24 protein-coding genes are annotated in these 25309 nt (G+C 71.2%); 10 read left to right on the forward strand and 14 right to left on the reverse strand.

The window, feature by feature from the left end; translation table 11 throughout:
• Positions 1-77: 77 nt before the first annotated feature.
• Both ACW4TU_RS01760 and ACW4TU_RS01765 read right to left on the reverse strand, forming a co-directional pair.
• A complete protein-coding gene (locus ACW4TU_RS01760; RefSeq protein WP_457423883.1) occupies positions 78-953 on the reverse strand; it encodes a PhzF family phenazine biosynthesis protein in 876 nt (291 codons plus the stop codon).
• A gap of 76 nt (positions 954-1029) precedes the next feature.
• Positions 1030-1629, reverse strand: coding sequence for a sigma-70 family RNA polymerase sigma factor (locus ACW4TU_RS01765; protein WP_457423885.1), 600 nt, complete (start codon positions 1627-1629; stop codon positions 1030-1032).
• Positions 1630-1756: 127 nt separating this feature from the next.
• Between ACW4TU_RS01765 and ACW4TU_RS01770 the strand changes: the two genes are divergently transcribed.
• Positions 1757-2782: a MerR family transcriptional regulator gene (locus ACW4TU_RS01770; protein WP_457423887.1), complete on the forward strand. Its 1026-nt coding sequence runs from the start codon at positions 1757-1759 to the stop codon at positions 2780-2782.
• A 27-nt stretch (positions 2783-2809) separates the two neighbouring features.
• Here the strand turns inward: ACW4TU_RS01770 and ACW4TU_RS01775 are convergent, their stop codons facing one another.
• Both ACW4TU_RS01775 and ACW4TU_RS01780 read right to left on the reverse strand, forming a co-directional pair.
• Entirely contained in the window at positions 2810-4183 is a 1374-nt protein-coding gene (locus tag ACW4TU_RS01775; RefSeq protein WP_457423889.1) for a cryptochrome/photolyase family protein, read from the reverse strand.
• A 158-nt stretch (positions 4184-4341) separates the two neighbouring features.
• A complete protein-coding gene (locus tag ACW4TU_RS01780; RefSeq protein WP_457423891.1) occupies positions 4342-6498 on the reverse strand; it encodes a glycoside hydrolase family 36 protein in 2157 nt (718 codons plus the stop codon).
• 107 nt (positions 6499-6605) lie between these two features.
• Between ACW4TU_RS01780 and ACW4TU_RS01785 the strand changes: the two genes are divergently transcribed.
• The 3 genes from ACW4TU_RS01785 to ACW4TU_RS01795 all read left to right on the forward strand — a co-directional run bounded on the left by ACW4TU_RS01785 (position 6606) and on the right by ACW4TU_RS01795 (position 10639).
• Positions 6606-7652 carry a LacI family DNA-binding transcriptional regulator gene (locus tag ACW4TU_RS01785; RefSeq protein ID WP_457423893.1) on the forward strand — a complete coding sequence of 349 codons (1047 nt, stop codon included), beginning with the start codon at positions 6606-6608 and terminating at the stop codon, positions 7650-7652.
• A gap of 112 nt (positions 7653-7764) precedes the next feature.
• On the forward strand, positions 7765-8040 hold the full coding sequence (locus ACW4TU_RS01790; protein WP_457423895.1) for a hypothetical protein: 276 nt from the start codon (positions 7765-7767) through the stop codon (positions 8038-8040).
• A gap of 94 nt (positions 8041-8134) precedes the next feature.
• Positions 8135-10639 carry a CBM35 domain-containing protein gene (locus tag ACW4TU_RS01795; protein WP_457423897.1) on the forward strand — a complete coding sequence of 835 codons (2505 nt, stop codon included), beginning with the start codon at positions 8135-8137 and terminating at the stop codon, positions 10637-10639.
• On the opposite strand, the gene ACW4TU_RS01800 is transcribed toward ACW4TU_RS01795, so the two are convergent.
• Both ACW4TU_RS01800 and ACW4TU_RS01805 read right to left on the reverse strand, forming a co-directional pair.
• Complete coding sequence (locus ACW4TU_RS01800) at positions 10636-10977, reverse strand: putative quinol monooxygenase (RefSeq protein ID WP_457423899.1); 342 nt, start codon at positions 10975-10977, stop codon at positions 10636-10638. The two genes, ACW4TU_RS01795 and ACW4TU_RS01800, sit on opposite strands and share 4 nt — an antisense overlap.
• Before the next feature lie 103 nt (positions 10978-11080).
• Positions 11081-12046, reverse strand: a complete 966-nt coding sequence (locus tag ACW4TU_RS01805; RefSeq protein WP_457423901.1) for a carbohydrate kinase family protein — start codon at positions 12044-12046, stop codon at positions 11081-11083.
• Between the two features lie 286 nt (positions 12047-12332).
• On the opposite strand from ACW4TU_RS01805, the gene ACW4TU_RS01810 reads away from it, so the two are divergent.
• The 4 genes from ACW4TU_RS01810 to ACW4TU_RS01825 all read left to right on the forward strand — a co-directional run bounded on the left by ACW4TU_RS01810 (position 12333) and on the right by ACW4TU_RS01825 (position 16573).
• Positions 12333-13349 carry a sugar ABC transporter substrate-binding protein gene (locus tag ACW4TU_RS01810; protein ID WP_457423903.1) on the forward strand — a complete coding sequence of 339 codons (1017 nt, stop codon included), beginning with the start codon at positions 12333-12335 and terminating at the stop codon, positions 13347-13349.
• A 287-nt stretch (positions 13350-13636) separates the two neighbouring features.
• Positions 13637-14632, forward strand: a complete 996-nt coding sequence (locus ACW4TU_RS01815) for an ABC transporter permease (RefSeq protein ID WP_457423905.1) — start codon at positions 13637-13639, stop codon at positions 14630-14632.
• Positions 14629-15465, forward strand: coding sequence for an ATP-binding cassette domain-containing protein (locus tag ACW4TU_RS01820; RefSeq protein WP_457423907.1), 837 nt, complete (start codon positions 14629-14631; stop codon positions 15463-15465). Before ACW4TU_RS01815 ends, ACW4TU_RS01820 begins: the two co-directional genes overlap by 4 nt.
• Positions 15466-15541: 76 nt before the next feature.
• On the forward strand, positions 15542-16573 hold the full coding sequence (locus ACW4TU_RS01825; protein ID WP_457423909.1) for a LacI family DNA-binding transcriptional regulator: 1032 nt from the start codon (positions 15542-15544) through the stop codon (positions 16571-16573).
• A gap of 139 nt (positions 16574-16712) precedes the next feature.
• Here the strand turns inward: ACW4TU_RS01825 and ACW4TU_RS01830 are convergent, their stop codons facing one another.
• Genes ACW4TU_RS01830 through ACW4TU_RS01840 form a run of 3 tightly spaced genes read right to left on the reverse strand, consistent with a single transcriptional unit; the run spans position 16713 to position 19296 of the window.
• Positions 16713-17402 (reverse strand): 3-oxoacid CoA-transferase subunit B, encoded by a 690-nt coding sequence (locus ACW4TU_RS01830; RefSeq protein WP_457423911.1) that lies wholly within the window; start codon positions 17400-17402, stop codon positions 16713-16715.
• A complete protein-coding gene (locus ACW4TU_RS01835; RefSeq protein ID WP_457423913.1) occupies positions 17399-18094 on the reverse strand; it encodes a 3-oxoacid CoA-transferase subunit A in 696 nt (231 codons plus the stop codon). Before ACW4TU_RS01835 ends, ACW4TU_RS01830 begins: the two co-directional genes overlap by 4 nt.
• Entirely contained in the window at positions 18091-19296 is a 1206-nt protein-coding gene (locus tag ACW4TU_RS01840) for a thiolase family protein (protein WP_457423915.1), read from the reverse strand. The genes ACW4TU_RS01835 and ACW4TU_RS01840 overlap by 4 nt, the downstream gene beginning before the upstream one ends.
• 70 nt (positions 19297-19366) lie before the next feature.
• Here ACW4TU_RS01840 and ACW4TU_RS01845 point away from each other — a divergent pair, with 70 nt between their 5' ends.
• Together ACW4TU_RS01845 and ACW4TU_RS01850 are read left to right on the forward strand one after the other, a co-directional pair.
• Positions 19367-20248 carry a LysR substrate-binding domain-containing protein gene (locus ACW4TU_RS01845; RefSeq protein WP_457423917.1) on the forward strand — a complete coding sequence of 294 codons (882 nt, stop codon included), beginning with the start codon at positions 19367-19369 and terminating at the stop codon, positions 20246-20248.
• A gap of 374 nt (positions 20249-20622) precedes the next feature.
• The gene (locus tag ACW4TU_RS01850; protein ID WP_457430651.1) at positions 20623-21135 is read left to right on the forward strand and encodes a Gfo/Idh/MocA family protein; all 513 of its coding nucleotides are present in this window, start codon (positions 20623-20625) and stop codon (positions 21133-21135) included.
• Between the two features lie 18 nt (positions 21136-21153).
• Here the strand turns inward: ACW4TU_RS01850 and ACW4TU_RS01855 are convergent, their stop codons facing one another.
• From ACW4TU_RS01855 to ACW4TU_RS01875, 5 genes are read right to left on the reverse strand one after another with little or no spacing between them, the layout of a single operon-like run.
• On the reverse strand, positions 21154-21672 hold the full coding sequence (locus tag ACW4TU_RS01855; RefSeq protein ID WP_457423919.1) for a hypothetical protein: 519 nt from the start codon (positions 21670-21672) through the stop codon (positions 21154-21156).
• A gap of 23 nt (positions 21673-21695) precedes the next feature.
• Complete coding sequence (locus ACW4TU_RS01860; RefSeq protein ID WP_457423921.1) at positions 21696-22529, reverse strand: ABC transporter ATP-binding protein; 834 nt, start codon at positions 22527-22529, stop codon at positions 21696-21698.
• 13 nt (positions 22530-22542) lie between these two features.
• Entirely contained in the window at positions 22543-23325 is a 783-nt protein-coding gene (locus ACW4TU_RS01865) for an ABC transporter permease (protein WP_457423923.1), read from the reverse strand.
• Positions 23322-24179 carry an ABC transporter permease gene (locus tag ACW4TU_RS01870; protein WP_457423925.1) on the reverse strand — a complete coding sequence of 286 codons (858 nt, stop codon included), beginning with the start codon at positions 24177-24179 and terminating at the stop codon, positions 23322-23324. The genes ACW4TU_RS01865 and ACW4TU_RS01870 overlap by 4 nt, the downstream gene beginning before the upstream one ends.
• The gene (locus ACW4TU_RS01875) at positions 24176-25153 is read right to left on the reverse strand and encodes an ABC transporter substrate-binding protein (protein WP_457423927.1); all 978 of its coding nucleotides are present in this window, start codon (positions 25151-25153) and stop codon (positions 24176-24178) included. The genes ACW4TU_RS01870 and ACW4TU_RS01875 overlap by 4 nt, the downstream gene beginning before the upstream one ends.
• Positions 25154-25309: the final 156 nt, after the last annotated feature.

The following is a 25309-nucleotide window of genomic DNA, read 5'->3' on the forward strand; positions in this document are numbered from 1 at the left end:
CGGACGACCACCGTTGGGCCGTTGACGGTGGGTTGAAGCCTGCTCGCCCAGGCCCGCACCGTCGTCAGGGCGGCACTTCAGCCGATGCGTGTTCCCGCGCCGCCGACCCGTACGCGCGGGTCGCCCGCGCGCAGTGTCACCGTGAGTTCGCCGGGGCGGCCCAGGTCCTCGCCCTGGCGCAGGGTGAGGACGGTGTCCTCGGGGACCAGGCCGAGTTCACGGACGTACGCCCCGAACGCGGCGGCTGCCGCGCCGGTCGCCGGGTCCTCGACGACGCCGCCGACGGGGAACGGATCACGGACGTGGAAGACGGTGGCCGACTCCCGCCACACCAGCTGGACCGTGGTCAGGTCCAGGCGGTGCATCAGGGCGTCGAGGCGCTCGAAGTCGTACGCGAGATCCGCGAGGCGGGCACGTGTCGCCGCCGCGAGAACGAGATGGCGGGCGCCCGCGAAGGCGATACGGGGCGGGAAGGCCGGGTCGAGATCGGCGGCCGGCCAGTCGAGTGCGGCCAGCGCCTCCGTGAGGTCGGCGGCGGCGATCTCCTCGATCTTCGGCTCGACGCTGGTGAGCGTGGCGCGGAGCGTCCCGCCCTCCTCGGCCACCACCACCGGCACGATGCCGGCGCGCGTCGCGAACACCAGCTCTCCGGGACCCCGTCGCTCGGCGAGGGCGACGGCGGTCGCGACGGTCGCGTGCCCGCAGAACGGCACCTCGGCCCTGGGGCTGAAGTACCGGATGCTGTACGCCCTGCCCTCCTCGCCGCCCAGGCCCTCCGGTGGCGCGGTCAGGAACGCGGACTCCGAGTATCCGAGGTCGGCGGCGATGGCCAGCATGTCGCTGTCGTCCAGGGCGGTGGCGTCCAGCACAACGCCGGCGGGGTTTCCGCCGTCGGGTGAGGTGGAGAAGGCGGTGTAGCGCAGCACCTCGGGCATCGGCGTGTTCGTCGTCATGCTCGCGGCAACACGGGACGGGGCCCTGGCTGTTCCCGGACACCCACGTCGCCGGGGACGTCGACGGGTCGTAGAGTCACACCGCTTCCGTGTCGAAGGCGACCTCGAGCTCACGCCTCAGCCGGTACAGTCCGCGCCGTGCGTGGCTCTTGACGGTGCCCAGCGGCCAGCCCGTGCGCTCCGCGATCTGGCTCTGGCTCAGGTCCTCGTAGAAGGCGAGCCGCAGCACCCGCTGCTGGGCCGAGGCCAGCTTGGCGAATTCCGCGCGCACCACCACCCGGTCCAGGGCCCCCTCGAACCGGTCGTCGGCGGGATCGGCGAGCGCGGGCCAGGAGTCCGCGGCGGCGACCAGCCGGCAGCGGCGGGTGCGCGCGGCGAGCGCGTCGGCGATCCGGTGCCGGGCGATGCCCACGATCCATCCGACCAGCGGACCGCGTTCCGGCCGGTAGCCCCGCCGACCGCGCCACACGCCGAGGAAGACCTGCTGGGTGACGTCCTCGGCCTCCTTGACGTCTCCCAGGGACCGCCAGGCCAGGGTGTGCACCAGCGCCGACCAGCGCCGGTACACGGCCGCCAGGCATGCTTCGTCGCCCGCGAGGAATCCCCGGATCAGTTCCTCGTCGTCCGGTGACACGGTGGGCGAGGCAACCGGAGCGGCACACTCGGACATGTTCATGACGGTGACTCCTTGCACGGAACGGATCCGGCGTACGACGGTCCTGTCATCGTCCGATTCCGGGCGTGAGTCATCAACTCGCATCGATTCTGCGTCGTATAGCGGGCCGGGGTCGTAGAGTCGGCCCATGGACGGCATTTCGGGGGACAGGGCGGCGGCCCGGTCTGGGCGGGCGCCCCAGGACATCGCGACGGGTCTCACCACGGGCGCGCTGGCCCGCCGGCTGGGTGTGTCACCCACGACGCTGCGCTCCTGGGACCACCGCTACGGCATCGGGCCCGCGATCCGCCCCGACGGTCGGCACCGCCGATGGGCTCCGCACGACGTAGCCGTACTGGAGACGATGTGCCGGCTCACGTCCGCCGGGGTGCCGCCCGCGGAGGCGGCCCGCGCCGCGCGGGAGACGGCGGCCGGGGCCCCGGGCGAGGGCCCGACACCTGCCCCGGCGCCGGAACCGGCACCCGGCCCCGCCTCCCGCGCGGCGGGCCCGCTTCCGCTGGGCGATGTGCGCCTGGAGTGCAGGGGGCTCGCCCGCGCCGCCGTACGGCTCGACGCGCCCGCCGTGGAGCAGCAGCTGGCCACGGCGGTCGACACCCACGGTCTTGTGGTCGCCTGGCAGGAGGTGATGCTGCCGACGCTGCACGCCGTGGGACGCAAATGGGCCTCGTCCGGAGACCGTTACGTCGAGGTGGAGCACCTCCTGTCCTGGCACGTCTCGACCACGCTGCGCCGCTTCGCGCGCCCGGCGGCCGGATCCGGCGGCGCCTCGGTGCCCGGGCCGGTGGTTCTGGCCTGCATGCCCGGTGAACAGCACACGCTGGCGCTGGAGGCGCTGCACGCCGGACTGGGCGAACGGGGCCTGCCCACCCGGATGTTCGGGTCCGCGGTCCCCGCGGAGGCGCTGATCGCCGCGGTGGACCGGCTCGGCCCGGCGGCCGTCGTCCTGTGGGCGCAGGCCCGCTCCACGGCGAGTCTGCCGCTGGCCCGGCGCGTCGCCCGCGCCCGGTGGGGTGTGAAGGGCGCCCGGCGCAGCCCCCTGGTGGTGCTCTGCGGCCCCGGGTGGCTCGGCCGGCCGGAGCCGGGGATGCCCTGGCCCACGTCCCTGAAGGACGCCCTGGACACCCTGGAGGCCCTGTGCGCGGAGGCCCGGTGAGGTCACCCGCGGTGGTCCGGCGGTGACTCAGCCGAGACCGCGGGCGCGCTTGAAGCGGTCGAGCCCGTCCGACAGGTCGACGATCGGATCCGGGTAGTCGACGGCGGCGCGGTCCAGGCCGCGCAGTTTCCACGGCTCGTGCACCACCGCCCCCGCCAGTGGCCGCAGTTCGGGCACCCAGCGGCGCACATACGTGCCGTCGGGGTCGTACCGCTTGGCCTGGGTGACGGGGTTGAGGACCCGGTTGGGCCGTGAGTCGGTCCCGGTACCGGCCATCCACTGCCAGTTGAGCTGGTTGTTGGCGACATCGCCGTCCACCAGCAGGTCCAGGAAGTGCCGGGCGCCGACCCGCCAGTCGACGTACAGCGTCTTGGCGAGGAAGCTCGCGGTCAGCAGGCGGCCCCGGTTGTGCATCCAGCCCTCGTACCGCAACTGGCGCATCGCCGCGTCGACGATCGGGTAGCCGGTGCGGCCCGCCTTCCACGCCTCGACGTCCTCCCGTGCTTCCGACCCCAGGCGCCAACGGTCGTTCCTGGTGCGGTAGTCGAAGACGGCCGCGGCCGGGCGGGCGGCGAGCACCTGCCGGTGGAAGTCGCGCCAGGCGAGCTGCCGTACGAAGGCGTCGGCGCCCGGCCCGCCCGCCCGGCGGGCCCGGTGGACGAGTTCGACGGAGGAGAGGGTGCCGAAGTGCAGATGCGGGGAGAGCCGGGAGGTGACATCGCCGCCCAGGTCGTCATGGCCCTCCTCGTACGACGCGACCCCGTCGCGCAGCCACGCGGTGAGCCGTGCGCGGCCCGCGGTCTCACCGCCGGCGGCGAGCCCTTCCGAGAGGCCCGGCAGGCCGCTCCGGGACGGCAGGGGCTCGGATCCGACACCGTCCGGGACCCGCACCGTGCGTGGCGCCCCGAGCGGCTCCCGCAACTGCTGCTGCGACCAGTGCCGGAAGTACGGCGTGAAGACGGCGAAGTGGTCCGAGGCCGCCGGGACCACGGCACCCGGGGCGACGGCGACGGTCACCGTGTCGTGCACGTGCAGCCGTACGCCGTCCGCCTCCAGGGCGCGGCGCAGCCCGTCCTCCCGTCGGCGGGCGTGGCCGCTGACATCGGCCGCCATGTGCACCTCGTCGGCGCCCGCCTCGGCGGCGACCCGGCACACCTCCCCGACGAGGTCGCCATGGCGCACCACCAGCCGTCCGCCCCGCTCGCGCAGACCGGTGTCGAGATCGCGCAGGCAGTCGGCGAGGAAGGCCAGCCGGTTGGGTACGGCGAACCCGGCGGCGTCCACCGCGGGGTCCCGTACGAACAGCGGGACGATCCCGCGGCCGTCGTCCAGGGCGGCCCGCAGCGGCGGATGGTCGTGCAGGCGCAGGTCGGCGGTGAACAGGACAACTGAGACGTTCATGGTGATCACTTCCGGGTCGGAGCCCGCTCTGGATGCACCCCGGACGGAACTCTTGTCGCCGACGACCGCCACTTTGCGCTTTCCCTCAATGAACGAAATTGCTCATATCATCGTAAATCTACCGACGCCATCCGGCTTGCCCCTGTTCCCGGTCCGCCTCACCCACCCGAAGCGAGCCGGATCAGCAGGACAGCGGGCGTGCGTGGCAGCGACACCCGCAGCGCGTCCCCGTCCCAGACCGCCGAGCCGGCGGCCGGAGCAAACGGGTGCAGGATCTCCGTACGCACCTCCCGGCCCGTCAAGTGGCCCACCGGCAGGCGCAGTTCCGACTCTCCGCCGCGGCGCCACACCGAGAGGTAGGACGTACGGCCACCCGGCACCCGCATGCCCAGGGCCAGCCACTCGTCCGTCCACCCCGGCAGACCGAGCGGCCAGAACGGCACGGCCTCCGGGAGATCGGCGCGGAGTGTCTTGTACACGGCCACCGCGTCCGCCACGAGGGCGAGCTGGTGCTCCGACATCCGGTCCAGATGACCGGAGAGATGGATCCGGCCGAGCAGCGCCCCGCCCAGGGTGAAGGTGATCAGGTCGTCGTCGAACCCCGGCTGCGGGTAGGCCCAGACGGCGCCCTGCTCGGGCGGGACCGCCGTCGGCGCGGCGGCGGCGATCGGCGGGCAGAGCAGGGGGTCCTGCTGGTCGCTGGTGGACTGGAGCTGGGCGACGGCCAGGGTGGCCCCGTCCATCCGCATCCCGCCCGAGGCGCAGTTCTCGACCACCAGGCCCGGGTGCCGGTCCAGCACCTCGGAGAGCCAGTCCAGGTACGCCTGGGCGTGACCGAGCAGCCCGGCTCCGGGCGCGATGTCCCCGGGGGCGCAGGTTCCCGGATCGACCACGATGTTGTAGTCCAGCTTGAGATAGCCGACGCCCCAGTCGCCGACGATGCGGTCGACCGTCCTGTCCAGGTGCGCTCGGGCGGCCGGGTGCCGTAGGTCCAGCTGGTGGCGGCCCTGTTCGGTGATGCGTACGCCGTCCCGCTGGAAGAAGGCCTCCGGCGGGAGTCCGGACGCGAGAGGGCTGCGCACCCCCACGACCTCGGGCTCCAGCCACAGGCCGGGCACCATGCCGCACTCGCGGATCCGGTCCAGGACCGCCCGGATTCCGCCGTCGGGGAAGCGGCGCGGCGAGGGCAGCCACTCGCCGACGCTGTCCCACCAGCCCTCGGTGCTGTCGTCGTACCAGCCGGAGTCGATACAGAAGTACTCCGACCCGGCCTGCGCCGCCGCGTCGATCAGCGGCAGCAGTTTCTCCGTCGTCGGGTCGCCCATCAGGGTGTTCATGTAGTCGTTGAAGACGACCGGCAGGGTGCTGTGGTCCGGGTGCGGACGGCGTACGGCACGGCGGTACGAGGTCAGGGCGGCGAAGGCGTCGTCCAGGCCGGAGCCGAGAGCCAGGACGCCGGGCACGGTGGTGAACTCGGCGCCGGGCGCGAGGCGGACCCGCCACTGGTGTTCCGCGTCCGTGGGACCGTTCAGCGCCAGATACGTGCCGTGGTCACGCTCACCCAGGTCCCAGCGCCAGCCGGCCGGGGACTCGATCTGCCACAACCAGGCCCGGTCGCCGCCGCGTTCGGTGAGGGCGCCCATCGGAAGGTGCCCGTCGGTGGGCCAACTTCCGCGTCCGGTCAGGGTCAGTGCCGCCCGGCTGTCGTGCTGGTGGACGTCGACGTGGATGTCGCTGACGGTGTCACGCAGCGGCTCGGCGTGCCAGCGGCACTCCGCCAGCCAGTCGTTGCGGGCGCGGTGGACGTCGAGGCCGTCAGGACAAGGGAGGGCGCCGAGGAGCAGGCTGCTGACGGACTGGACGACGAGGGGCGCCGCTCCCCCGTGGCGGAGGCGGACGCGGGAGCGCAGCACAGGCAGGCCGACGGGCGAGGACAGCTCGACGAAAGCGGTCAACGCGGTCTCGGCATCGTGGAGTTCGACGGTCAGGTACGTCCAGCCGTCGGCTTCCCGGGTGGTGTGGCCCAGGTGTCGCAGCCGGGCGCCGAGGGCCGTACCGGTGAAGCGGGGGCCCGACCAGCCGCTTCCGTGGCTGAGGGCGGTGATTTCCACGAGGTGGAGGGGGGCGTCCGGGCCAGGCTCGGGCGCCGGGGCGCCGGCTCCCCCGCCGACCCGGGGTCGGTTCAGCCGGACCAGCCGCAGGGTCCCGTCGGCGCCGGTGGCGAACTCGGCCTCCAGAGCGCGGTGGCCCCAGACGAAGTGCTGCTCAGTGGTGGTGCGGGGGGCCGTGCCCGCCGAATCCGACGTACCGGTCAACGTCTTCCCCTCCCGATGCCGTCTGCGCGCCGACGGTCTGCTTCTGCCGCGTGAAGTGACGGTTACGGTCTCTTGACGAGTTCCATGTGACCGGTCACAATCCTGGCATGCATGTGACCGGTCACACAAGACGCTCAGTGAGCATCCGGGATGTCGCCGCCGCGGCCGGAGTCTCTTACCAGACCGTCTCCCGGGTGATCAACAGCCACCCCAGCGTCAAGCCGTCGACCCGCGACAGGGTGCTCGCCGCCATCGACGAGCTGGGGTTCCGGCGCAACTCCACCGCGCTCGCCCTCGCCAGCGGACGCAGCCGGGCCGTGACCGTGCTCACCTCCAACACCACGCACTACGGCTACGCCTCGATCCTCCAGGGCATCGAGGAGGCCGCCCGCGCCGCCGCGTACAGCGTCGGGGTCGGTGTCCTCGAATCGACCGCCGAAGCCGACGAGGCCGCCATCGCGGCCCAGGTACGGCGGGCGGCGGACTCGGGCGGCGGGCTGATCGTGATCGCCTACGATCCGGCCGGTGTACGGGCCCTGGGTGCCGTTCCCGCCGGCCTGCCGGTCGTCGGCGTGGTCGAGACACCCGCCGGCCCGCCCGGCGACGACCGTCCCTGGGTGTGGGCCGACGACCGCGAGGCCGCCTACGAGGCGACCCGTCATCTGCTCTCCCTCGGCCACGAAACCGTGCACTACGTCGCCATCCCCTCCAGCACCCGGCGCACCAGCGCCCGCACGACCGGCTGGCAGCAGGCCCTCCGGGAGGCGGGAGCGCCGGAACACCTTCCCCTGCAAGGGAGTTGGGGCCCGGCGGGCGGTCACGCGGCGGGCCTGAAACTCGCGAAGGACACCGGCGTCACCGCGATCCTGTGCGGCAACGACGACCTCGCGCTCGGCGTGATCCGCGCCCTCCACGAGGCGGGCCGCGCGGTCCCCGGCGAGGTGAGCGTGGCCGGGTTCGACGACGCCCCGCACTCCGCCTATCTCACGCCGTCGCTGACGACCGTACGGCTGGACTTCACCGGCCTCGGCCGGTCCGCGTTCGCCCTGCTGCACGGCGTGCTGGAGGAGTCCGCGCGGATCGCCCCGCACCCCGTCTCCGTACCGGAACTGGTGGTGCGGGAGAGCTCGGGGCCGCCGCCCGAACGCGGCTGAACCCGCTCCCGTTCCACCCGAGCCGCTCCCCCACGTGCTCCGCCCGCTCGCACCCTCTCAGCCGGACCGCTTCCCGATCCGCCCACCTGAGCCCGTTCGCGAAAGGCACGTCATGACGAGAAGAGCCCTCCCCGCGCCGGCGGTCACATGCGCCGCCGCCCTGACAGCAGCCGCCCGCAGTGACCCCACCGCCGGTGACTGGCGCTTCCCCTCCGACTCGGGCGCCGAGCGGACGAAGCTCGACCCGACCACCCGCCTCGACGGCGACCTCAACGACTGGCATCCCGCCTTCGCGCACGTCGTGGTGATGAGCCGGCACATGGTCGCCGTCTTCCTGCTGGCCCAGCGAATGATCGTGTCCGGATTCACCGGTGGAGCCGTCAAATAACCGGAGGTCCCTCAGCACCCCCACCCGCACGCGAGCCCGCACGAGTTCCCGTACCGCAACCGTCCTCGCAACAGCCACACTTGGAGCAGCCGCCATGGCAGGCACCCTCCCCGCCGCGGGGCCCGCGGCAGCGTCCCCCACTCTCGGCTCCGCTCGACCGGGAGATGCCCCCATCCCGCAGCGCGTCACCGTCGACCTCGCCGCGTCCGAGGGCCCGGTGACGCTCGGCGCCAACGGCACCCTGTACGGGCTCAGCGACGACGGCGTGCCCAGCGACGCCATGCTGGCCCCCTTGAAGATCACCAGCATCTCGCAGAAGCCGGAGGGCGGCGCCCAGCATCCCAACGGGGACGCGCTCACCGTCTCGAAGTCGTTCTTCCGCAACGGCGGCGGCGAGATCAACGTGATGATGCAGGACATCTACGCGAAGTGGCCGTACGAGGATCTCGGTATCGAGGACTATCTCCCCAAGGTCGACAAGATCGTCCAGGAGGTGTCGGCCGACCCGAACAGCGAGCACTTCGTCTACATCCCCTTCAACGAGCCCGACCAGATCTGGTACGACCTCGGCACGTCCGACCAGGCGCGGTACGAGGTCAACCGCGACCGCTTCCTCAAGGACTGGAAGACGGTGTACGAGCGCATCCGCGCGATCGACCCGTACGCCAGGATCGCCGGCCCGAACGAGTCCGGCTACCACTCGCGTCTGCTGACCGACTTCCTCGCCTTCGCCAAGCGGGAGAACGTCCTGCCCCAGGTCATGACCTGGCACGAGTTGGACTCCAGCTCGCTGGAGAACTTCCAGGGGAACTACGACAACTACCGCTCGATCGAACGCCAACTCGGCATCGCCCCCCTGAAGATCAACATCGATGAGTACGCGAACCGCCGTGACCTGTCCGTCCCGGGCCAACTCGCCCAGTGGGTCTCGATGTTCGAGCGGAACAAGGTGTACGCCAACCAGGCCTACTGGGACGCGGCCGGCAACCTCGACGGCAATGTCGTCCGCAACAACATCCCCGACGGCGGCTGGTGGTTCTTCCGTTGGTACGCGGGCCTGACCGGCGACACGGTCAGGGTGACCCCGCCGCAGGCCAACACCGTCGACACCCTCCAAGGGCTGGCCTCCTACGACAGGAAACGCCGCCAGGCGCAGATCCTGCTCGGCGGCTCGGCCGGTGACGCCGACGTAGTCGTACGCAACGTCTCCCGGTCCGCCTTCGGCCGTACGGTCACCGCGACCGTCGCCGAGGCCGCCTGGTCCGGCTACGAGGGTCAGCACGCGGCGCCCCGCGTCCTCGCCCGTACGAAGGTGAAGGTCGCGGCCGACGGCACGGTGACCGTCCCGCTGCGCGGCCTGCACAAGATGTCCGCGTACCGGATCGTCCTCACCCCCGGCGGCGCCGGCACCCCGTCCGCCGCGTCCGTCCCCTGGTCGGCGTCGTACGAGGCCGAGGACGCGGCCATCACCGACGGCCAGGTCAACACACAGGGCACGGTCGGCAACGCCAACGGCTACGCGGCCTCCGGGACGAAGGACGTCGGCTCGCTCAACCAGACCACCAGCAAGGTCGACTTCACGGTCGACGTACCCAAGGCCGGGACCTACGACCTGGCGATCCTCTACGGCAACCAGTCCGGGACACCCGCCACGCAGAAGCTCTCGGTCGACGGCCGGGCACCGGCCACGATCTCCTATCCCTCCACCGAGAACTGGGCCTACCGCGCCAAGAAGGACGTCACCGTCGACCTCCCGGCGGGCCGGCACGTCCTGACACTGGCCAAGGGCGACAACGAGGTCACCCTCGACCGCATCGACCTGACCGCCCGTACCTCCGCCGTGCCCTCGGCGTCGTACGAGGCCACGCTCGCGGACATCAGCGGCCGACCGTCCTACGACTACTCCTCGTCCGCCGGGGTCGGCACGGGCGCCCTCGTCCTGCGCTCCGGCGACAGGGCGGTCTTCGACGTCTACGCACCGCGCGACGCCTACTACTCGGTGGTGCCGCGGTCCTCGGCGCCGGTGCGGCTGGAGTTGCACGGCCAGAAGGTGACGGCGGTACCCGGCAAGGCCCTGCGGCTGTACCTGGTGGCGGGCAACAACCGCATCGCGGTCACGGCCAAGGCCGCCTCCGTCCGCTCCCTCGACGTCTCGGGCACCGGCTCGGCCATCGGCACGCTCTCCTACGAGGGCGCCTCGGCCACCCTCGCGGGTGGCGCCAAGCTCGTCGGCTCGGCCCACGCCTCCGCCGGTTCCTACATCGGCCGGCTCGGCAACAGCCCCGCCAGCACCGCCGAGTTCACGGTGCGGGCGCCCGAGCCGGGCCGTTACATGCTGGTCATCAGCTACGCGCACAACGAGCGGCGCGACAACGGCCACTCCTACAACACGGACATCATGTCCCGTACGGCGGACCTCACCGTGGGGACGGGCGCGCCCCGGACGGTCACCTTCAAGAACACCTGGGGCTGGGACGACTACTGGACGCTGGGTGTCCCCGTCGACCTGAAGGCGGGCTCCAACAAGGTGACGTTCGGGAACGCGACCGCGTGGGCTCCGAACATCGACCGGATCGAACTGGGCCGGGTGATCGGCTAGTCGACCCGCTCCGGCCCTGTGACCTGGCCGGCCGGCCACGGATTGGTGGCCAGTGGGTTCAGGAACGTCAGTACCGAGGCGTCCTCCTCGATCAGCGGGGCGAGGGCCGCGTTGAAAGGGCCGCCGTAGGGGGCGTCCAGGTGCGCCTGGAAGGCTTCCTCGTCCCGGTACGCCTCGAAGATCCAGAAGGCACGCGGGGTGGCCGCCTTGGTGTAGACGTCGAAGGCGATGTTGCCTTCCTCCTCACGCACGCTCCGGGCGTAGTCCCCGATCAGGCGGGCGACCTCGTCCTGTGCTCCCTCGCGGGCGGTGAACTCGGCGAGCAGGGTCTTCTTCATGGTCACGTGTCCTTGTCGGTCGGTGGCATCAGGTGTGGGCGCGGAATCCGGCCGGTACGTCAACGGGTCGGGCGGCTCTGCCCGGCACGGCCCGTTCGAACCGTCAGGCTCCGCCGGTGGCCGTGAGCTGCGTCAGCTCGCTCCACCAGGGTGGATTGGGACCGGCGACCGAGCAGGTCAGGGCCGCGACACGGGCGCCGAACCGGCAGGCCTCCGCGACCTCGTCGAGACCGAGCCCGGCCAGTCGGCCACCGAGGAGCCCACGGGCGCCGAGGTGGTGCAGCAGGCCGGCGGTGAAGGAGTCCCCCGCTCCGACGGTGTCGACGACCCGCGTGGCCACCGCGGGCACCCGCAGTCGTTCACCGTCGAGTGAGGCCAGTGCGCCACCGGCGCCGAGCGTGATCACGACGAGCCGTACCCCCGCGGCGTGCCAGATGTCGCACGCCTCATCGGGCGCGGTGCGCGGCAGGAGGAGTTCCAGGTCGTCCTCGCTCAGCCGCAGGATGTCGGCGAGGGCGCACCAGTGCGTCAGCCGGGCGCGGTAGACCTCGGGGCGCACCAACAGCGGCCTGACGTTGGGGTCGATGCTGACGGTGGCCCGCCCTGCTGCTGCCGCCAGGAACTCCTCCACCACCGCTCCGCCGGGGTCACGGACCAGCGCCAGCGATCCGGTGTGCACACAGGTCGTCTCGGAGAGATCCACCCTGCCCAGTTCCGCCGAGGTCCACTGCCAGTCGGCCGTGTTCTGCGCGTGGAACGAGAACGCGGCCTGCCCGGTGGCGTCCAGTTCCGCCACGGCCAGCGTGCTGGGCTCGGCGGCTGCGACCGCGTACGACAGATCGACGCCGGACGCCTCCAGGTGAGCCCTGAACATACGGCCGAACACATCACCGGACAGGCGTGCCAGGAAGCGAGCCGGTGTGCCGAGGCGGGCCAGGGCCACCGCCGTGTTCGCGGGTCCGCCGCCCGGCAGCACCCGCAGAGCGAGTCCGTTCGAGGCGCTTGCCGCCGGTTCGGCGAAGGCGTCCGCGACGCACTCTCCCAGAACAGTGATCTGACGCGGGCTCATGGGCTGCTCTCTCTCGGAATGGCTCGGACAGGCTCGGACGAACTCGAAACGCGCAGAAAGACCGGGCAACGACGCGGCGGCCGGCACGGCCGCTGACCGGCTGCGCGGGGACGGCGGCCGGGACGTTGCCGATTTGTGACGGGTGGAAGGCATTGACGTTGCCGGGATCCGGAGTCCATCATCCTGGCCAGGCAGTGTCAACGATGACATAAGTCAACGATGACACCCCGAGCGGCATGCTCTGATCCCAACCCCCGTGCCGCCCGCTATCCCACAGGAGTCGATCATGTCTCGCACCACTCGCCTGTCCTCGTCCCTCCTCAGAGCCGCCGCGGTCACGGGCGTCGCGGCACTCACCCTGACGGCCTGCGGGTCCGGCTCCGGATCGGGCTCGTCGGGTTCCGGCTCGGGCGAGGTCAAGGTCGGTCTGATCACCAAGACCGACACCAACCCGTTCTTCGTGAAGATGAAGGAGGGCGCGGAGAAGGCCGCCAAGGAGAACGGCGCCCAACTCTCCACCGCCGCGGGCAAGTTCGACGGGGACAACGCCGGGCAGGTCACCGCCATCGAGAACATGGTCGCCGCCGGGGTGAAGGGCATCCTGATCACCCCGAGCGACTCGAAGGCCATCGTGCCCGCGATCGAGAAGGCCCGCGCCAAGGGCGTTCTGGTCATCGCCCTGGACACCCCGACCGATCCGGAGAGCGCGGTCGACGCCCTCTTCGCCACCGACAACCTCAAGGCCGGCGAGCTCATCGGCGAGTACGCCAAGGCCGCGATGGCGGGCAAGACCGCGAAGATAGCCGCGCTCGACCTGGCACCGGGCGTCTCCGTCGGCGTTCAGCGGCACGACGGCTTCCTCAAGGGCTTCGGCGCCGCCGAGAAGGACGTCGTGTGCGCCCAGGACACCGGCGGCGACCAGGCCAAGGGCCAGACGGCGATGGAGAACTGTCTCCAGAAGGAACCCGACATCAACGTCGTCTACACCATCAACGAACCGGCCGCGCTGGGCGCGTACACGGCGCTGAAGGCCAAGGGCCGGGAGAAGGACGTACTGATCGTCTCCGTCGACGGCGGCTGCACCGGCACCCAGGCGGTCAAGGACGGCAAGATCGCCGCGACGTCGCAGCAGTACCCGCTGAAGATGGCCGCCGAGGGCGTCAAGGCCGTCGTGTCGTACGCCAAGGACGGCAAGAAGGCGTCCGGTTACACCGACACCGGCGTCACGCTGATCAGCGACAAGGCGCAGGACGGTGTCACGTCGAAGGACACCGCCTACGGCCTGGAGAACTGCTGGGGCTGAGCAGCCCGAGGACCGTTCGACACCGCCCCTCCCCTCAGCGGGGCGGTCGTCCCACCTCCCCGGCCAGGGACGGCCGTTCCCCTTGTCCCGGCGGCGAGGCCAGGCACTCCGCTTGGACGCGCGGTCGTCCGCCGCCGGCCGGTGGGGCTGGTCGCGCCCCGCGGCGAAGCCGCACAGCGACACGGCCCCGCGCCCCTTCGGGGGCGGTGTCGCGCATCCGGCTTGACCAGACCGCCCAGTGCCATCGTCCGCCGACAAGGACATCTGTCTTCCGACAAGGACTTCGCATGACAGCCACGACCACGCCGTACGCCGAGCTCAAAGCGCCGACCACGGCTCGCAGACTGCTCACGGCGCCGACCACCGGACCCCTGGTCGCCCTCCTCCTGGCCTGTGCCTTCTTCTCCCTCTCGAGCGACCAGTTCCTGACCGGCGGGAACTTCTCGCTGATCGTGCAGCAGGTCATGGTCGTGGGCACCCTCGCCATCGGGCAGACCCTGATCATCCTCACCGCGGGCATCGACCTGTCGTGCGGCGCCGTGATGGCGTTCGGCAGCATCGTGATCGCCAAGATGGCCGCCGAGGGCTCGCTGCCCCCGCTGCTCGCCATCGCTCTGGGCATCGCCGTCTGCGGTGGCTTCGGGCTGCTCAACGGGCTGCTGGTGCAGAAGATCCCGCTGCCGCCGTTCATCGTCACCCTCGGCATGCTCAACGTGGCGTTCGCGCTGACCCACATCTACTCCGAGGAACAGACGGTCACCAACCTGCCCGGCCCGCTCACCGCCCTCGGCGAGACCTTCCCGCTGGGCCACACGGACATCACCTACGGCTCCCTCGTCACCATCGCCCTGTTCCTCCTCCTCGCCTACTCGCTGAGCAACACCGGCTGGGGCCGGCACGTCTACGCCCTGGGCAACAGCGCCGAGGCCGCCCGGCTGAACGGCATCCGTACCTCCCGACTCACCATCGGCATCTACACCGTGGCGGGTCTCCTCTACGGCATCGCCGCCCTGCTGCTCATCTCCCGTACCGGCGTGGGCGATCCGCAGGCCGGGCAGACCGACAACCTCGACAGCATCACCGCCGTGGTCCTCGGCGGCACCAGTCTCTTCGGCGGACGCGGCTCGGTGCTGGGCACCTTCATCGGTGTCCTCATCGTCGGCGTGTTCCGCAACGGCCTGCAGCTGATGGGCGTCGCCTCCATCTACCAGACCCTGATCACCGGCGTCCTGGTGATCCTCGCGGTGACCGTCGACCAGCTCTCCCGGAAGAAGGCCCGATGACCGCCATCTCCTCCCCCACGCCCGTGCTGCAGGCCCGCGGCCTGGTCAAGCGGTACGGCCAGGTCACCGCCATCGACGGCGCCGACTTCGATCTGCTCCCCGGCGAGGTCCTCGCCGTCATCGGCGACAACGGAGCCGGCAAGACGAGCCTCATCAAGGCCCTCACCGGCGCGGTGGTCCCGGACGCGGGCGAGATACGCCTCAACGGCGAACCCATCGTCTTCTCCGGGCCCCAGAGCGCACGCGCCCACGGCATCGAGACGGTGTATCAGGACCTCGCCGTGGCCGCCTCGATGGACATCGCCTCGAACGTGTTCCTCGGGCGGGAGCTGCGACGCCCCGGTGTCCTCGGCAATGTCTTCCGCATGCTCGACAAGAAGCGCATGCGTCAGGAGGCGGCCGAGCACATGGCCGACCTGAAGATCGGCCTGCGTTCACTGACGCAGTCGGTGGAGACGCTCTCCGGCGGACAGCGGCAGGCCGTCGCGGTCGCCCGCTCCGTCGCCTGGGCGAGCAGCGTCGTCGTCATGGACGAGCCCACCGCCGCCCTGGGCGTCAAGGAGTCCGGTCAGGTTCTCGATCTGATCCGCCGAGTCCGGGACAAGGGCATGCCGGTCGTTCTGATCAGCCACAACATGCCGCACGTCTTCGAGATCGCCGACCGGATCCACGTGCACCGCCTCGGCCGGCGCGCTGCCGTGATCAAGCCCTCCGACTACTCCATGGCGGAGGTCGTCGCCATCATGACCGGCGCACTCACCGTCGACGAGGCCGGAGATACTGTCGTAGCGGATTCCGAGGCCGCGAAGGCCGCCGGAGTCCAGGCCACCTGACAGCACAACACCGCTCTCGCGGTTTCCGGCCGAGGCCGCGGCCGGAACCGAGAGCCCTCAGGAGACGGTTTCCTCCATGGCAGCGAACCGCCGCCCCACCCTGGCCGACGTCGCCCGCGAAGTCGGCGTCAGCGCGAAGACGGTCTCCCGAGTCCTCAACGAGGACGGACCCGCCTCCGCGCAGACCAGGGCACAGGTACTGGCCGCAGTGGCCAAGCTCGGCTTCCAGCCCAACCTCATGGCCCGCAACATCCGCGTCGGCGGACCCGACACCACGATCGGCCTGGTCATTCCCGACCTCGCCAACCCCTTCTTCGGAGCCGTTGCCCGAGCCATCGAGGACACCGTCCGCGAACGCGGACTGACCCTGCTCATGGGCTCCTCCGCGGACGCACCCGATCGCGAACGCGCCCTGACGGACAAGTTCCTGGCACGCCGCGTCAGCATCCTGATCGTCGTGCCGTCCGTCGGCGCCGACCACTCCCACCTCAAGTCCCACCGTACGGCGGGCCTGCCCGTGATCTTCCTCGACCGACCCGGAGTCGGCCTCGCCACGGACAGCATCGTCAGCTCCAACCGTGCCGGAGCCCACGACGGCGTGGCCCACCTCGTCGGCCACGGACACCGGCGCATCGGCTTCGTCGGCGACCTTCCGCTGAAGCTGTACACCCGCCGCGAACGTCTGGCCGGCTACCGCTCGGCGCTGCAGGAAGCCGACATCCCCTACGACCGCTCACTCGTCAGCAACGCCCATGACCAGCTGGGCGCCGAGGCCGCGACCGCCCGTCTCCTCGGCCTGGCCGATCCGCCCACGGCCCTGTTCGCCGGCAACAACATCATGGCACTGGGCATAGTCGCCGAACTGGCCCGCAGCAAACGCAAGGACGTCGCCGTCGTCGCCTTCGACGAGGTGGCGCTCGCCGAGGCACTCGAACCGGCCCTGACCGTCGTCGCCCAGGACGCGGAAGAACTCGGCAGGGCCGCGGCGACCACCGCCCTGACCCGGCTCGACGGCGACCGCACCCGCGCCCGAACCGTCACCGTCCCCACCCACCTGATCGTCCGAGGCTCGGGCGAACTCCCCGTCCCCGCACTGCAGAACGCGTGACCTGGAGTGCGGCCGGCTCGGCGACGCCTCGGCCAACGCCGTCTCGGTCGCGCTTCCGCCCCCGCGCTCCGGTCCGTCGGACAAAGGCGTGATTCCCTCCAGGCCCACCACCGGGTTCGGCCGGCCGGCGCACCTGCCGTTACGTGGACGGCGACAGGGTGATGCCGAGTCGCTCCGCCAGCTCCTTGGCGTCGACGCCGTACGTCTCCCGGATCCGTACGCCGTCGGGGCCGACGTCGAAGACGCCGTGGTCGGTGTAGACGCGGCTGACGCAGCCGATGCCGGTGAGCGGGTAGGCGCACCGCGGCACGAGCTTCGGCTCACCGGAGCGGGTGAAGAGCGTCATCATCACGTAGACGTCCTTGGCGCCGATGGCGAGGTCCATGGCGCCGCCGACGGCGGGGATGTCGTCGGGCTTGCCGGTGGTCCAGTTGGCGAGGTCGCCGTCGAAGGCGACCTGGTAGGCCCCGAGGACGCAGACATCGAGGTGCCCGCCGCGCATCATGGCGAAGGAGTCGGCGTGGTGGAAGTACGCAGCCCCCGGCAGCTCGGTCACCGGGACCTTGCCGGCGTTGGTCAGGTCGGGGTCGACGGCGTCGCCCTCGGCCTTCGGGCCCATGTTGAGCATGCCGTTCTCGGTGTGCAGCACCACCCCGGAGCCGTCCGGCAGATGGTCGGCGATCCTGGTGGGCTGCCCGATGCCGAGGTTGACGAAGGCGCCGGCCGGGATGTCGCGTGCGATGACGGCGGCCAGTTCGTCCATCGAGAGCCGGTGGTCGGCGCTCCTCGGCGCCTCGGCGTACGCCGGGCCGGTCGACGTGGTGGTCATCGTGCCCCCTGGACGGTGTAGTGGCGGGCCGTCACCTGGACGATCCGGTCGACGTAGATGGACGGGGTGACGACGGCCTCGGGGTCGAGCGTCCCGGGCTCGACGACCTGGTCGACCTGGACGATGGTCGTTGTCGCGGCCGTGGCCATGACCGGTCCGAAGTTGCGGGCCGTCTTCCGGTAGACGAGGTTGCCCAGCGCATCCGCGACATGCGCGCCGATCAGCGCGTAGTCGCCCTTGATGGGGTACTCCAGCAGGTACTTCCGGCCGTCGATCTCCCGCTCCTCCTTGCCCTCGGCCAGCGGTGTGCCGACCGCGGTCGGGCAGTAGAACGCGCCGATGCCGGCACCGGCGGCGCGCATCCGCTCGGCGAGGTTGCCCTGCGGCACCACCTCCAGCTCGATCCTTCCCTCGCGGTAGAGGCCGTCGAAGACCCAGGAGTCGGCCTGGCGCGGAAAGGAGCAGAGCACCTTGCGCACCCGGCCGGCGGCCAGCAGCGCGGCCAGTCCGACCTCGCCGTTGCCCGCGTTGTTGGACACGATCGTGAGGTCCTTCGCCCCCTGCCGGATGAGCGCGTCGATCAGGTCGAACGGCATCCCGGCCAGGCCGAAGCCGCCGACGAGGACGGTCGCCCCGTCCTCGATCCCGGCGACCGCCGCGTCGGCGCTCTCGACGATCTCCGCCCGGCTCACTTGCCCGCCTCCGTGACATCGCAGTTCTCGAGTACGACGGCCAGCCCCTGGCCGACCCCGATGCAGATCGCGGCGACGCCGTAGCGCTGCTTCCGCACACGCAGCACCTTGGCCAGTGTGGCGAGGACACGACCGCCCGAGGCGCCCAGCGGATGCCCGATGGCGATGGCGCCGCCGTTCTGGTTGACGATGGCGGGGTCGATCTTCCACGCGTCGACGCAGGCGAGCGACTGCACGGCGAAGGCCTCGTTGAGCTCGACCGCGCCCACCTGGTCCCAGCCGATCCCGGCCCGGGCCAGCGCACGGTTCGCGGCCTCGACCGGGGCGTAGCCGAAGGCCTGCGGCTCCAGGGCCATCACGCCGCGGCCGGCGATGCGGGCGATCGGGTCGGCCCCGATCGTGGCCGCGGCCCTCTCACTGCCGAGCAGCACCGCGGAGGCACCGTCGTTGAGCGGACTGGCGTTGCCCGCGGTGATGGTGCCGCCCTGCTCCGGGGTACGGAAGACCGGCTTGAGGCCTGCCAGCACCGCCGGCGTGGACCCGGCCCTGATGCCCTCGTCACGCGTCAGGCCGACGCCCTCGACCGGCACCACCAGATCGTCGTAGAACCCCGACTCCCATGCCTCGTGGGCGAGTTGGTGGGAGCGGGCGGCGAACTCGTCCTGCCGCTCGCGGGAGATGCCGAAGCGCTCCCGGAGCCGCTCGTTGGCCTCGCCGAGGCTGACCGTCCACTCCTTCGGCATCCGCGGGTTGACCAGCCGCCAGCCGAGCGTGGTCGAGACGGCGGTGACGTCACCGACCGGGAACGGTTTCGCCGACTTGGGCAGCACCCAGGGCGCACGTGTCATCGACTCCACGCCACCGGTCAGCACCACCTCGGCATCGCCGGACTCGATCGTCCGGCTGGCCGTCATCGCCGCGTCGAGGCTCGAACCGCACAGCCGGTTGACCGTGGTTCCGGGCACGCTCACCGGAAGCCCGGCGAGCAGCGCGGCCATGCGGCCGACGTTGCGGTTCTCCTCGCCGGCGCCGTTGGCGTTGCCCCACACCACGTCGTCGATCGCGGCGCGGTCGAGGCCCGGCACGGCGGCGAGCGTCGAGGTGATGGCGGCGGCGGCGAGGTCGTCGGGGCGGACACCGGCCAGCGCGCCGTTGAAGCGCCCGAACGGTGTCCGCGTCGCGGCGTACAGATAAGCACTCATGGCACGACGCTAGTCCAGGGCCGCGATATTCTGAAGTACACATATCCAAGCCGATTGATATGGGTGAGATATGGATCTGCGTCATCTCCGGTACTTCGTGGCGGTCGCCGAGGAGCGTCACTTCGGTCGCGCCGCCGAGCGGCTGCACATGGCCCAGCCGCCGCTCTCCCAGCAGATCCGCCAGCTGGAGGGCGAGCTCGGCGTCGAGCTGCTCCACCGCACCACACGCCGCGTCGACCTCACCGAGGCCGGCCGGGCCTACCTCGATCGGGCGCGCGCGATCCTCGCCGGCGTCGAGGAGGCCGCCCAGCACGCACGGCTCGTCGCCGCCGGCTCGGTGGGCCACCTCGCGATCGGGTGCGTGGGCTCGGCGACGTACAGCCTTCTGCCCAGGCTCTCGCGGCGGCTCGCGGAGGAGCTTCCCGGCGTCGAGTTCTCCTTCCGGGGCGAGATGCTCGCACCCGACCAGGTCGAGGCGCTGCGCGCCGGAGCGATCGACGTCGCGCTGCTTCGCCCTGCGGCGGCCGACCTCTCCCTCACCGTGCACACGCTGCGCCGGGACCGGCTCGTGGTCGCCGTACCGGTCGACCACCCGCTCGCCCGCCGGTCACGGCTGCGTGTCGCGGACCTCGCCGGTGCCGACCTGATCGTGCACTCCGCCGACCGCCGGTCGGTGATGTACGACGTCGTACTGGGCCTCCTGCGCGACGCCGGGGTCGAGCCGCACATCCGCCACGAGGTGGGCGAGACCTCGACGCTGGTCACGCTCGTGGCGGGCGGCCTCGGCGTCGCGGTCGTGCCCGAACCGGTGACCGCCCTGGCCCTCGACGGCGTCGTCTATCTGCCGCTGGCCGGGGCCGACGCCCGCATCGAGCTGGCCGTCGCCCACCGCGCCGACCGCTCCGAACCGCATCTGGCGCGCACCGTGGGGATCATCCGGGCGATGTTCTGAGGCGTGGCCAAGGGGGTTGTGCGCGTCGGAGGCCGCGGGGACGGCGCCGAACCGGTGTCCAGGATGACGATCCGCGACCGGCCGCGACCGGAGCCGCGTCTCGTAACCGTTCGCGGGCGAGGGAACCGGCGCGTCATACGGGCGGTCGGCGCCGGGAGAGCCACACATGGCCGGGGCGCCGCCGGCGGTAGAGAACCACACCCGCGTTCGTCGGAAACCTGGTCGGCGGGCGAGCGGCCGACCGCGACCGCGACCGCGACCCGATCATCGCCCCGCGCGGACCCGCCGTCACCCCCGGCGGGCTGATCAGCGTCCACGGAGCCGGCAACGGCTAGAGCCCCGCCCGTTCGCAGCCCTGGTTCGCCGACCCGGAACTGGCGGGCGGCGGAGCGCCGGCCGATCACGCCGTCCGTCCGGCCGACCTCGTGGACGCGCTGCTCGAGGGCGAGCAGGCGGCGGAGGTGTACGCGCGGGCGAACAGCGTCCTCGACGACGGCGGCCCCGAACCGGCCGTCGAGACCGCGGGGCTTGTCAGCATCCGGTATCCCGGCGGGCTGGTAGCCGTCGTGGACGCCGGTTGGAGTCATCCGCCGGACCACCCGACCTGGGCCGGGCTCCCCCTGACCTGCGTCGCCGAGAGGGCGATCGTGGGGTTCGACGCCTTCCCCCCACTGCTCGGCGGCTTCGACTCCGGCACCGGGCGCGGCCGTTGGGAGGTGGGCGGGGCGGATCTGGACGCCGCCACGCTCGACGAGTTCCCCGACGCCGTACGCACGAGACGGCGGCCGTCCACCGACGGCGAGGCGGGCCTGCGCACCTTGCGGATCGTGCCGGCCGCCCACGAATCGCTGCGGACCGGTCAGCCGGTCGCACTGCCGGTGGGGTAGAGCCGAGGCTTCGCACGGTCAGAGCCGGGCCACGCCCAGCAGGATGTCGCGCATGGACCCCATCCCGTACTTGTCCTCCGGGCTGGACAGTTCCGCCACCTCACGTAGGACCGGTCCGAGGTCGATCCCCGCCGTCCGCGCGTCCGCGCACAGATCGCGCAGCGAGAGCAGTTCGTCACGGGTGTCGGAGCCCTGGTCGACGGCGGACATGTGCAGCAGGCGCCGCCGGAAGCCTTCGGGTGTCGGTTCGACGGGCAGGTGGGTGGCCCAACGGAAGGAGGTGTAGCGGGAGAAGAGCGCGCGCACGGACGCGCGAAGCGCCTCGTCGCCCTGTGCGTACAGCGCGATCAGGGCACGCAGAGCCGCCTCGGCCTCCACCCGCACACCAGCCTCGTCCAGTGGGGCGGGCCCCTGCCGCATCCTCTCGGCCCAGTCGGGATCGGTGATGTCCACCGGGTGCTCCGCGATGGGCCGGACGGCCTCGTCGACCAGAGCGACCCGTTCCTCGATCTCCTCGATCCCGGTCGGCTGCTCCATGTCCCGCTCCCCCAAGAGGCCGCTCAGTGTTCGGTCTTCTGCAGCGCGGGCCCGGGTGTCCGGTCCGCGACCGGGGTCACCGTGTCGCCGCTCTGGTGTTTCGCCCGTTGGATCTGTTCGTAGACGTGGGCGCGCAGTTCGGCGAAGCGGGGGCTGGAGCGGGTGTGCAACTGGTCGCGTTCGTCGGGGAGGTCGATGGTGAGGTCCTCCTGCACGATGGTCGGCGACTTGGACAGGATGACGGTGCGCTGGCCGAGGTAGACGGCCTCGTCGATGTCGTGGGTGACGAACAGGACGGTGACCCCCAACTCCTGCCACAAGTGCCGGATCAGATCCTCGAGTTCGGCACGCGTCTGGGCGTCGACCGCCGCGAAGGGCTCGTCCATCAGCAGCACCTTCGGTTCGAAGGCGACGGCGCGGGCGATGGCGACGCGCTGCTGCATACCGCCCGACAGCTGCCAGGGGTAGGCCTGGTGGGCGTCGGCCAGGCCCACGACCTCGAGTGCGTGGTCCACCAGCTCCCGTGTCCGCGCCTTGCCGAGCTTCTTGCGGCGCAGGGGCAGGGCGACGTTGTCGCGGACGTTCATCCAGGCGAACAGGGAGCGGCCGTACTCCTGGAAGACGACCGCCATCCCGGGCGGGGGTCCTACGACCGGGCGTCCGTCCAGGAGTACTTCGCCGTCGGTGGGGGCGAGCAGTCCCGCCATGCACTTCAGCAGCGTCGTCTTGCCGCAGCCCGACGGCCCGACCAGGCAGACGAGTTCACCGGCGTCGATGTGGAACGTCAGGTTCCGCAGGGCTTCGACGTTGCGGTTCCGTCCGGTGTAGATCTTCTGCAGGTTGCGTACGTCGAGCATCGACGGCTCCGTTTCAGGGGTTGCGCTGGGCGCGGCGCAGGCCGTGGTACCAGGCCAGGACCCGGTTCTCGGCGAACCGGAAGAGCAGGGAGAGAAGGAAGCCGAGGATGCCGAGGAGCAGGACGCCGCTCCACATCTCAGGGATGGCGAAGGAGCGCTGGAACTGCACGATCGTGAAGCCCAGGCCGTTGCTGGCGGCGAACATCTCGCTGATGACCATGAGGATGATGCCGATCGACAGGGCCTGGCGCATGCCCGTGACGATCTGCGGGCTCGCCGCGCGCAGCACCAGATGCCGCAGGCGTGCGGTACCGGTGATGCCGTAGGACCGGCAGGTGTCGCTGAGCACCTCGTCCACGGCGCGGACGCCTTCCACGGTGTTGAGCAGGATCGGCCACACGCAGCCGCTCACGATGACGATCACCTTCATGGTGTCGCCGATGCCCGCGAACAGCATGATCACCGGTACGAGGACGGGCGGCGGGATGGCCCGGAAGAGTTCCAGGACCGGTTCCAGGACGTCCCGCACGACCCGCCGCAAACCGACCAGCAGGCCGAGCCCCACTCCGATCACCACGGCGAGGAGATAGCCGGTCGCGAGGCGCAGGAGGCTCGGTACGACGTCGGACAGCAGCCGCTCCCACGTCCAGACCTTCCCGAAGGCCTCCAGGATGGCGGACAGCGGCGGGACGTAGAAGTCGGTGCTGTCGGCGGTGGCGTACCACCACACGGCGAAGAGGACGGCGGGCAGGCCCAGGAGGAGCAGGGCGCGCCGCAGGACGCTGAGGACGCTCATACGGCCACCTCTGTGCGTACGGACTGGTGCCAGTGCAGCGCCCGTCGCTCGACCGCTCGCGCGACCAGGTTGACGGCGACGCCGAGCAGCCCGGTGACCAGGACCAGGGCGTAGACCTGCGGCACGGCTCCGGACGTCTGCGCGACGGCGATCTCCTGGCCGAGACCGGGTGCGCCGATGACGAGTTCGGCGGTGACGGCGAGGATGAGCGCGACGGTGGCGGCCAGCCGTATGCCCGTCATCACGTACGGCAGGGCGGTGGGCCACATGACGTGGCGCAGCCGTCCCCAGGTGCCGAGCTGATAGCTGCGGGCGGTGTCGTCCGCGACCGGGTCGACGTCCTGGATCCCGGCCAGGACCTGGACGAGGACCTGCCAGAAGGAGGCGTACACCACGAGCAGCAGCTTCGATCTGAGGTCGGCGCCGTACAGCAGGACGGCTATGGGGATCAGGGCGACGGACGGGATGGGGCGCAGGAACTCGATGGTGGAGGCGGTGACCGCGCGCAGTACGGGTACGGAGCCGATGACCAGCCCGGCGGCCACACCCGCCACGACGGAGATGGCCAGGCCCAGGCCCCAGCCGGTGAGGGTGTCGCCGAGCGCGGTCCAGAACGTCTGTTCGGCGAGCAGGTGCCACAGGGCGCGGACGGTCTCCGAGGCCGGGGGCAGATAGTCGGCCGACACCAGGCCGGTGTGCGGCAGTACTTCGAGCACCACGACGAGCCCGGCGAGTCCGGCCAGGCCGCGCAGCGGGGCGACGGCCCGCTCCGGCAGCCGCCGGGCGGTAGCTCCGCCGGGACCGGTGCCGGTCCCGGCGGAGCCACCCACCTCGGTGGTGGCGGTGCGGGTCATGAGAACAGGGCGTTCAGGTCGGGCTTCTTTCCGTCGAAGAGGCCGTCCTGCTCACCGAGGGAGGCGAGCTTCTCCAGCGAGGCCATGTCGACCTCCGCCGGCCAGTCGGGCAACGTGACCTTGGTCAGGACATCGCCGCTGAGCTTGGTGTAGGTGGTGAGGATCTGGCGCGCCTCGTCCGGGTGGTCGGTGGCGTACTTGAGCGACTCGCTCATGGCGGCGGCGAACTTCTTGACCAGGTCCGGCTTCTGTTTCACGAGCTGGGTGGAGGTGAAGTAGGTCGCCACGGTGAGCTTCGGGTCCGTCTCGGCGAACGGCGAGGCCACCACGCGGGCGCCCTGCGCCTTGGCGATCGTCATCGCGGGATCGCCCATCCAGGCGGCGTCCACCCGCCCGGCGTCCAGTGCGGCCGGCATCTGGTCGAACGGCATTTCGACGAACTTGACCTTCGACGGATCGCCGCCGGCCAGCCGGACCGACTCGCGCACCGTGGTGGACCCGATGTTCTGCAGGGTGTTGACGGCCACCGTGCGCCCGGCGAGGTCCTTGGCCGACTTGATCGCGCTGTCCTTCTTGACGGCCACACCGGTGACGTCGCCGCCGATCTTGCCGTTGGAGGCCGCGCCGTTGACCACGGACTTGATCGGTACACCCTTGACCTGGGCGATCATCAGCGACGTGGTGTTGCTGAACCCGAACTGGAACTGATCGCTCACCACACCGGGGATGATCGCCGCGCCGCCCTGGGCGCTCACCATCTCCAGTTCGATGCCCCGGCTGCTGAAGAAGCCTTTCTTCTGGCCCAGATAGAGCGGAGCGACATCGATGATGGGGATGATGCCGACCTTGACCTGCGTGGTCTTGTTGCCGCCCGAGGACGACGAACCACTGTCTGCCGGGTCCGACGACCCGCATCCGGCCGCGCCGACGACCGTGATCACTACTGCGGCAAGCCCGAAAATGCGCCTTTGCATGGGCCTCTCCTGACGGAAGCAACGCTGGATTGGGTGAACGCCCCGAGATGACGGAGCTGGTCGGGCGGACCTACGACCCGAATGTTGTGCACTTTCTTGACGGCCGCAATGTACACACCTATGTTCGCGATGTCAGCACTCAGGACAAGAGAGGCC

The organism is Streptomyces kryoterrae (assembly GCF_054072135.1).

Excerpts from the sequence above, each read along its gene's own strand:
- ACW4TU_RS01760 (WP_457423883.1), bottom strand. The coding sequence starts at position 953 with ATGACGACGAACACGCCGATGCCCGAGGTGCTGCGCTACACCGCCTTC.
- ACW4TU_RS01765 (WP_457423885.1), bottom strand. The coding sequence starts at position 1,629 with ATGAACATGTCCGAGTGTGCCGCTCCGGTTGCCTCGCCCACCGTGTCA.
- ACW4TU_RS01770 (WP_457423887.1), top strand. The coding sequence starts at position 1,757 with ATGGACGGCATTTCGGGGGACAGGGCGGCGGCCCGGTCTGGGCGGGCG.
- ACW4TU_RS01775 (WP_457423889.1), bottom strand. The coding sequence starts at position 4,183 with ATGAACGTCTCAGTTGTCCTGTTCACCGCCGACCTGCGCCTGCACGAC.
- ACW4TU_RS01785 (WP_457423893.1), top strand. The coding sequence starts at position 6,606 with ATGCATGTGACCGGTCACACAAGACGCTCAGTGAGCATCCGGGATGTC.
- ACW4TU_RS01790 (WP_457423895.1), top strand. The coding sequence starts at position 7,765 with ATGACGAGAAGAGCCCTCCCCGCGCCGGCGGTCACATGCGCCGCCGCC.
- ACW4TU_RS01795 (WP_457423897.1), top strand. The coding sequence starts at position 8,135 with ATGGCAGGCACCCTCCCCGCCGCGGGGCCCGCGGCAGCGTCCCCCACT.
- ACW4TU_RS01800 (WP_457423899.1), bottom strand. The coding sequence starts at position 10,977 with ATGAAGAAGACCCTGCTCGCCGAGTTCACCGCCCGCGAGGGAGCACAG.
- ACW4TU_RS01805 (WP_457423901.1), bottom strand. The coding sequence starts at position 12,046 with ATGAGCCCGCGTCAGATCACTGTTCTGGGAGAGTGCGTCGCGGACGCC.
- ACW4TU_RS01810 (WP_457423903.1), top strand. The coding sequence starts at position 12,333 with ATGTCTCGCACCACTCGCCTGTCCTCGTCCCTCCTCAGAGCCGCCGCG.
- ACW4TU_RS01815 (WP_457423905.1), top strand. The coding sequence starts at position 13,637 with ATGACAGCCACGACCACGCCGTACGCCGAGCTCAAAGCGCCGACCACG.
- ACW4TU_RS01820 (WP_457423907.1), top strand. The coding sequence starts at position 14,629 with ATGACCGCCATCTCCTCCCCCACGCCCGTGCTGCAGGCCCGCGGCCTG.
- ACW4TU_RS01825 (WP_457423909.1), top strand. The coding sequence starts at position 15,542 with ATGGCAGCGAACCGCCGCCCCACCCTGGCCGACGTCGCCCGCGAAGTC.
- ACW4TU_RS01830 (WP_457423911.1), bottom strand. The coding sequence starts at position 17,402 with ATGACCACCACGTCGACCGGCCCGGCGTACGCCGAGGCGCCGAGGAGC.
- ACW4TU_RS01840 (WP_457423915.1), bottom strand. The coding sequence starts at position 19,296 with ATGAGTGCTTATCTGTACGCCGCGACGCGGACACCGTTCGGGCGCTTC.
- ACW4TU_RS01845 (WP_457423917.1), top strand. The coding sequence starts at position 19,367 with ATGGATCTGCGTCATCTCCGGTACTTCGTGGCGGTCGCCGAGGAGCGT.
- ACW4TU_RS01855 (WP_457423919.1), bottom strand. The coding sequence starts at position 21,672 with ATGGAGCAGCCGACCGGGATCGAGGAGATCGAGGAACGGGTCGCTCTG.
- ACW4TU_RS01860 (WP_457423921.1), bottom strand. The coding sequence starts at position 22,529 with ATGCTCGACGTACGCAACCTGCAGAAGATCTACACCGGACGGAACCGC.
- ACW4TU_RS01865 (WP_457423923.1), bottom strand. The coding sequence starts at position 23,325 with ATGAGCGTCCTCAGCGTCCTGCGGCGCGCCCTGCTCCTCCTGGGCCTG.
- ACW4TU_RS01870 (WP_457423925.1), bottom strand. The coding sequence starts at position 24,179 with ATGACCCGCACCGCCACCACCGAGGTGGGTGGCTCCGCCGGGACCGGC.
- ACW4TU_RS01875 (WP_457423927.1), bottom strand. The coding sequence starts at position 25,153 with ATGCAAAGGCGCATTTTCGGGCTTGCCGCAGTAGTGATCACGGTCGTC.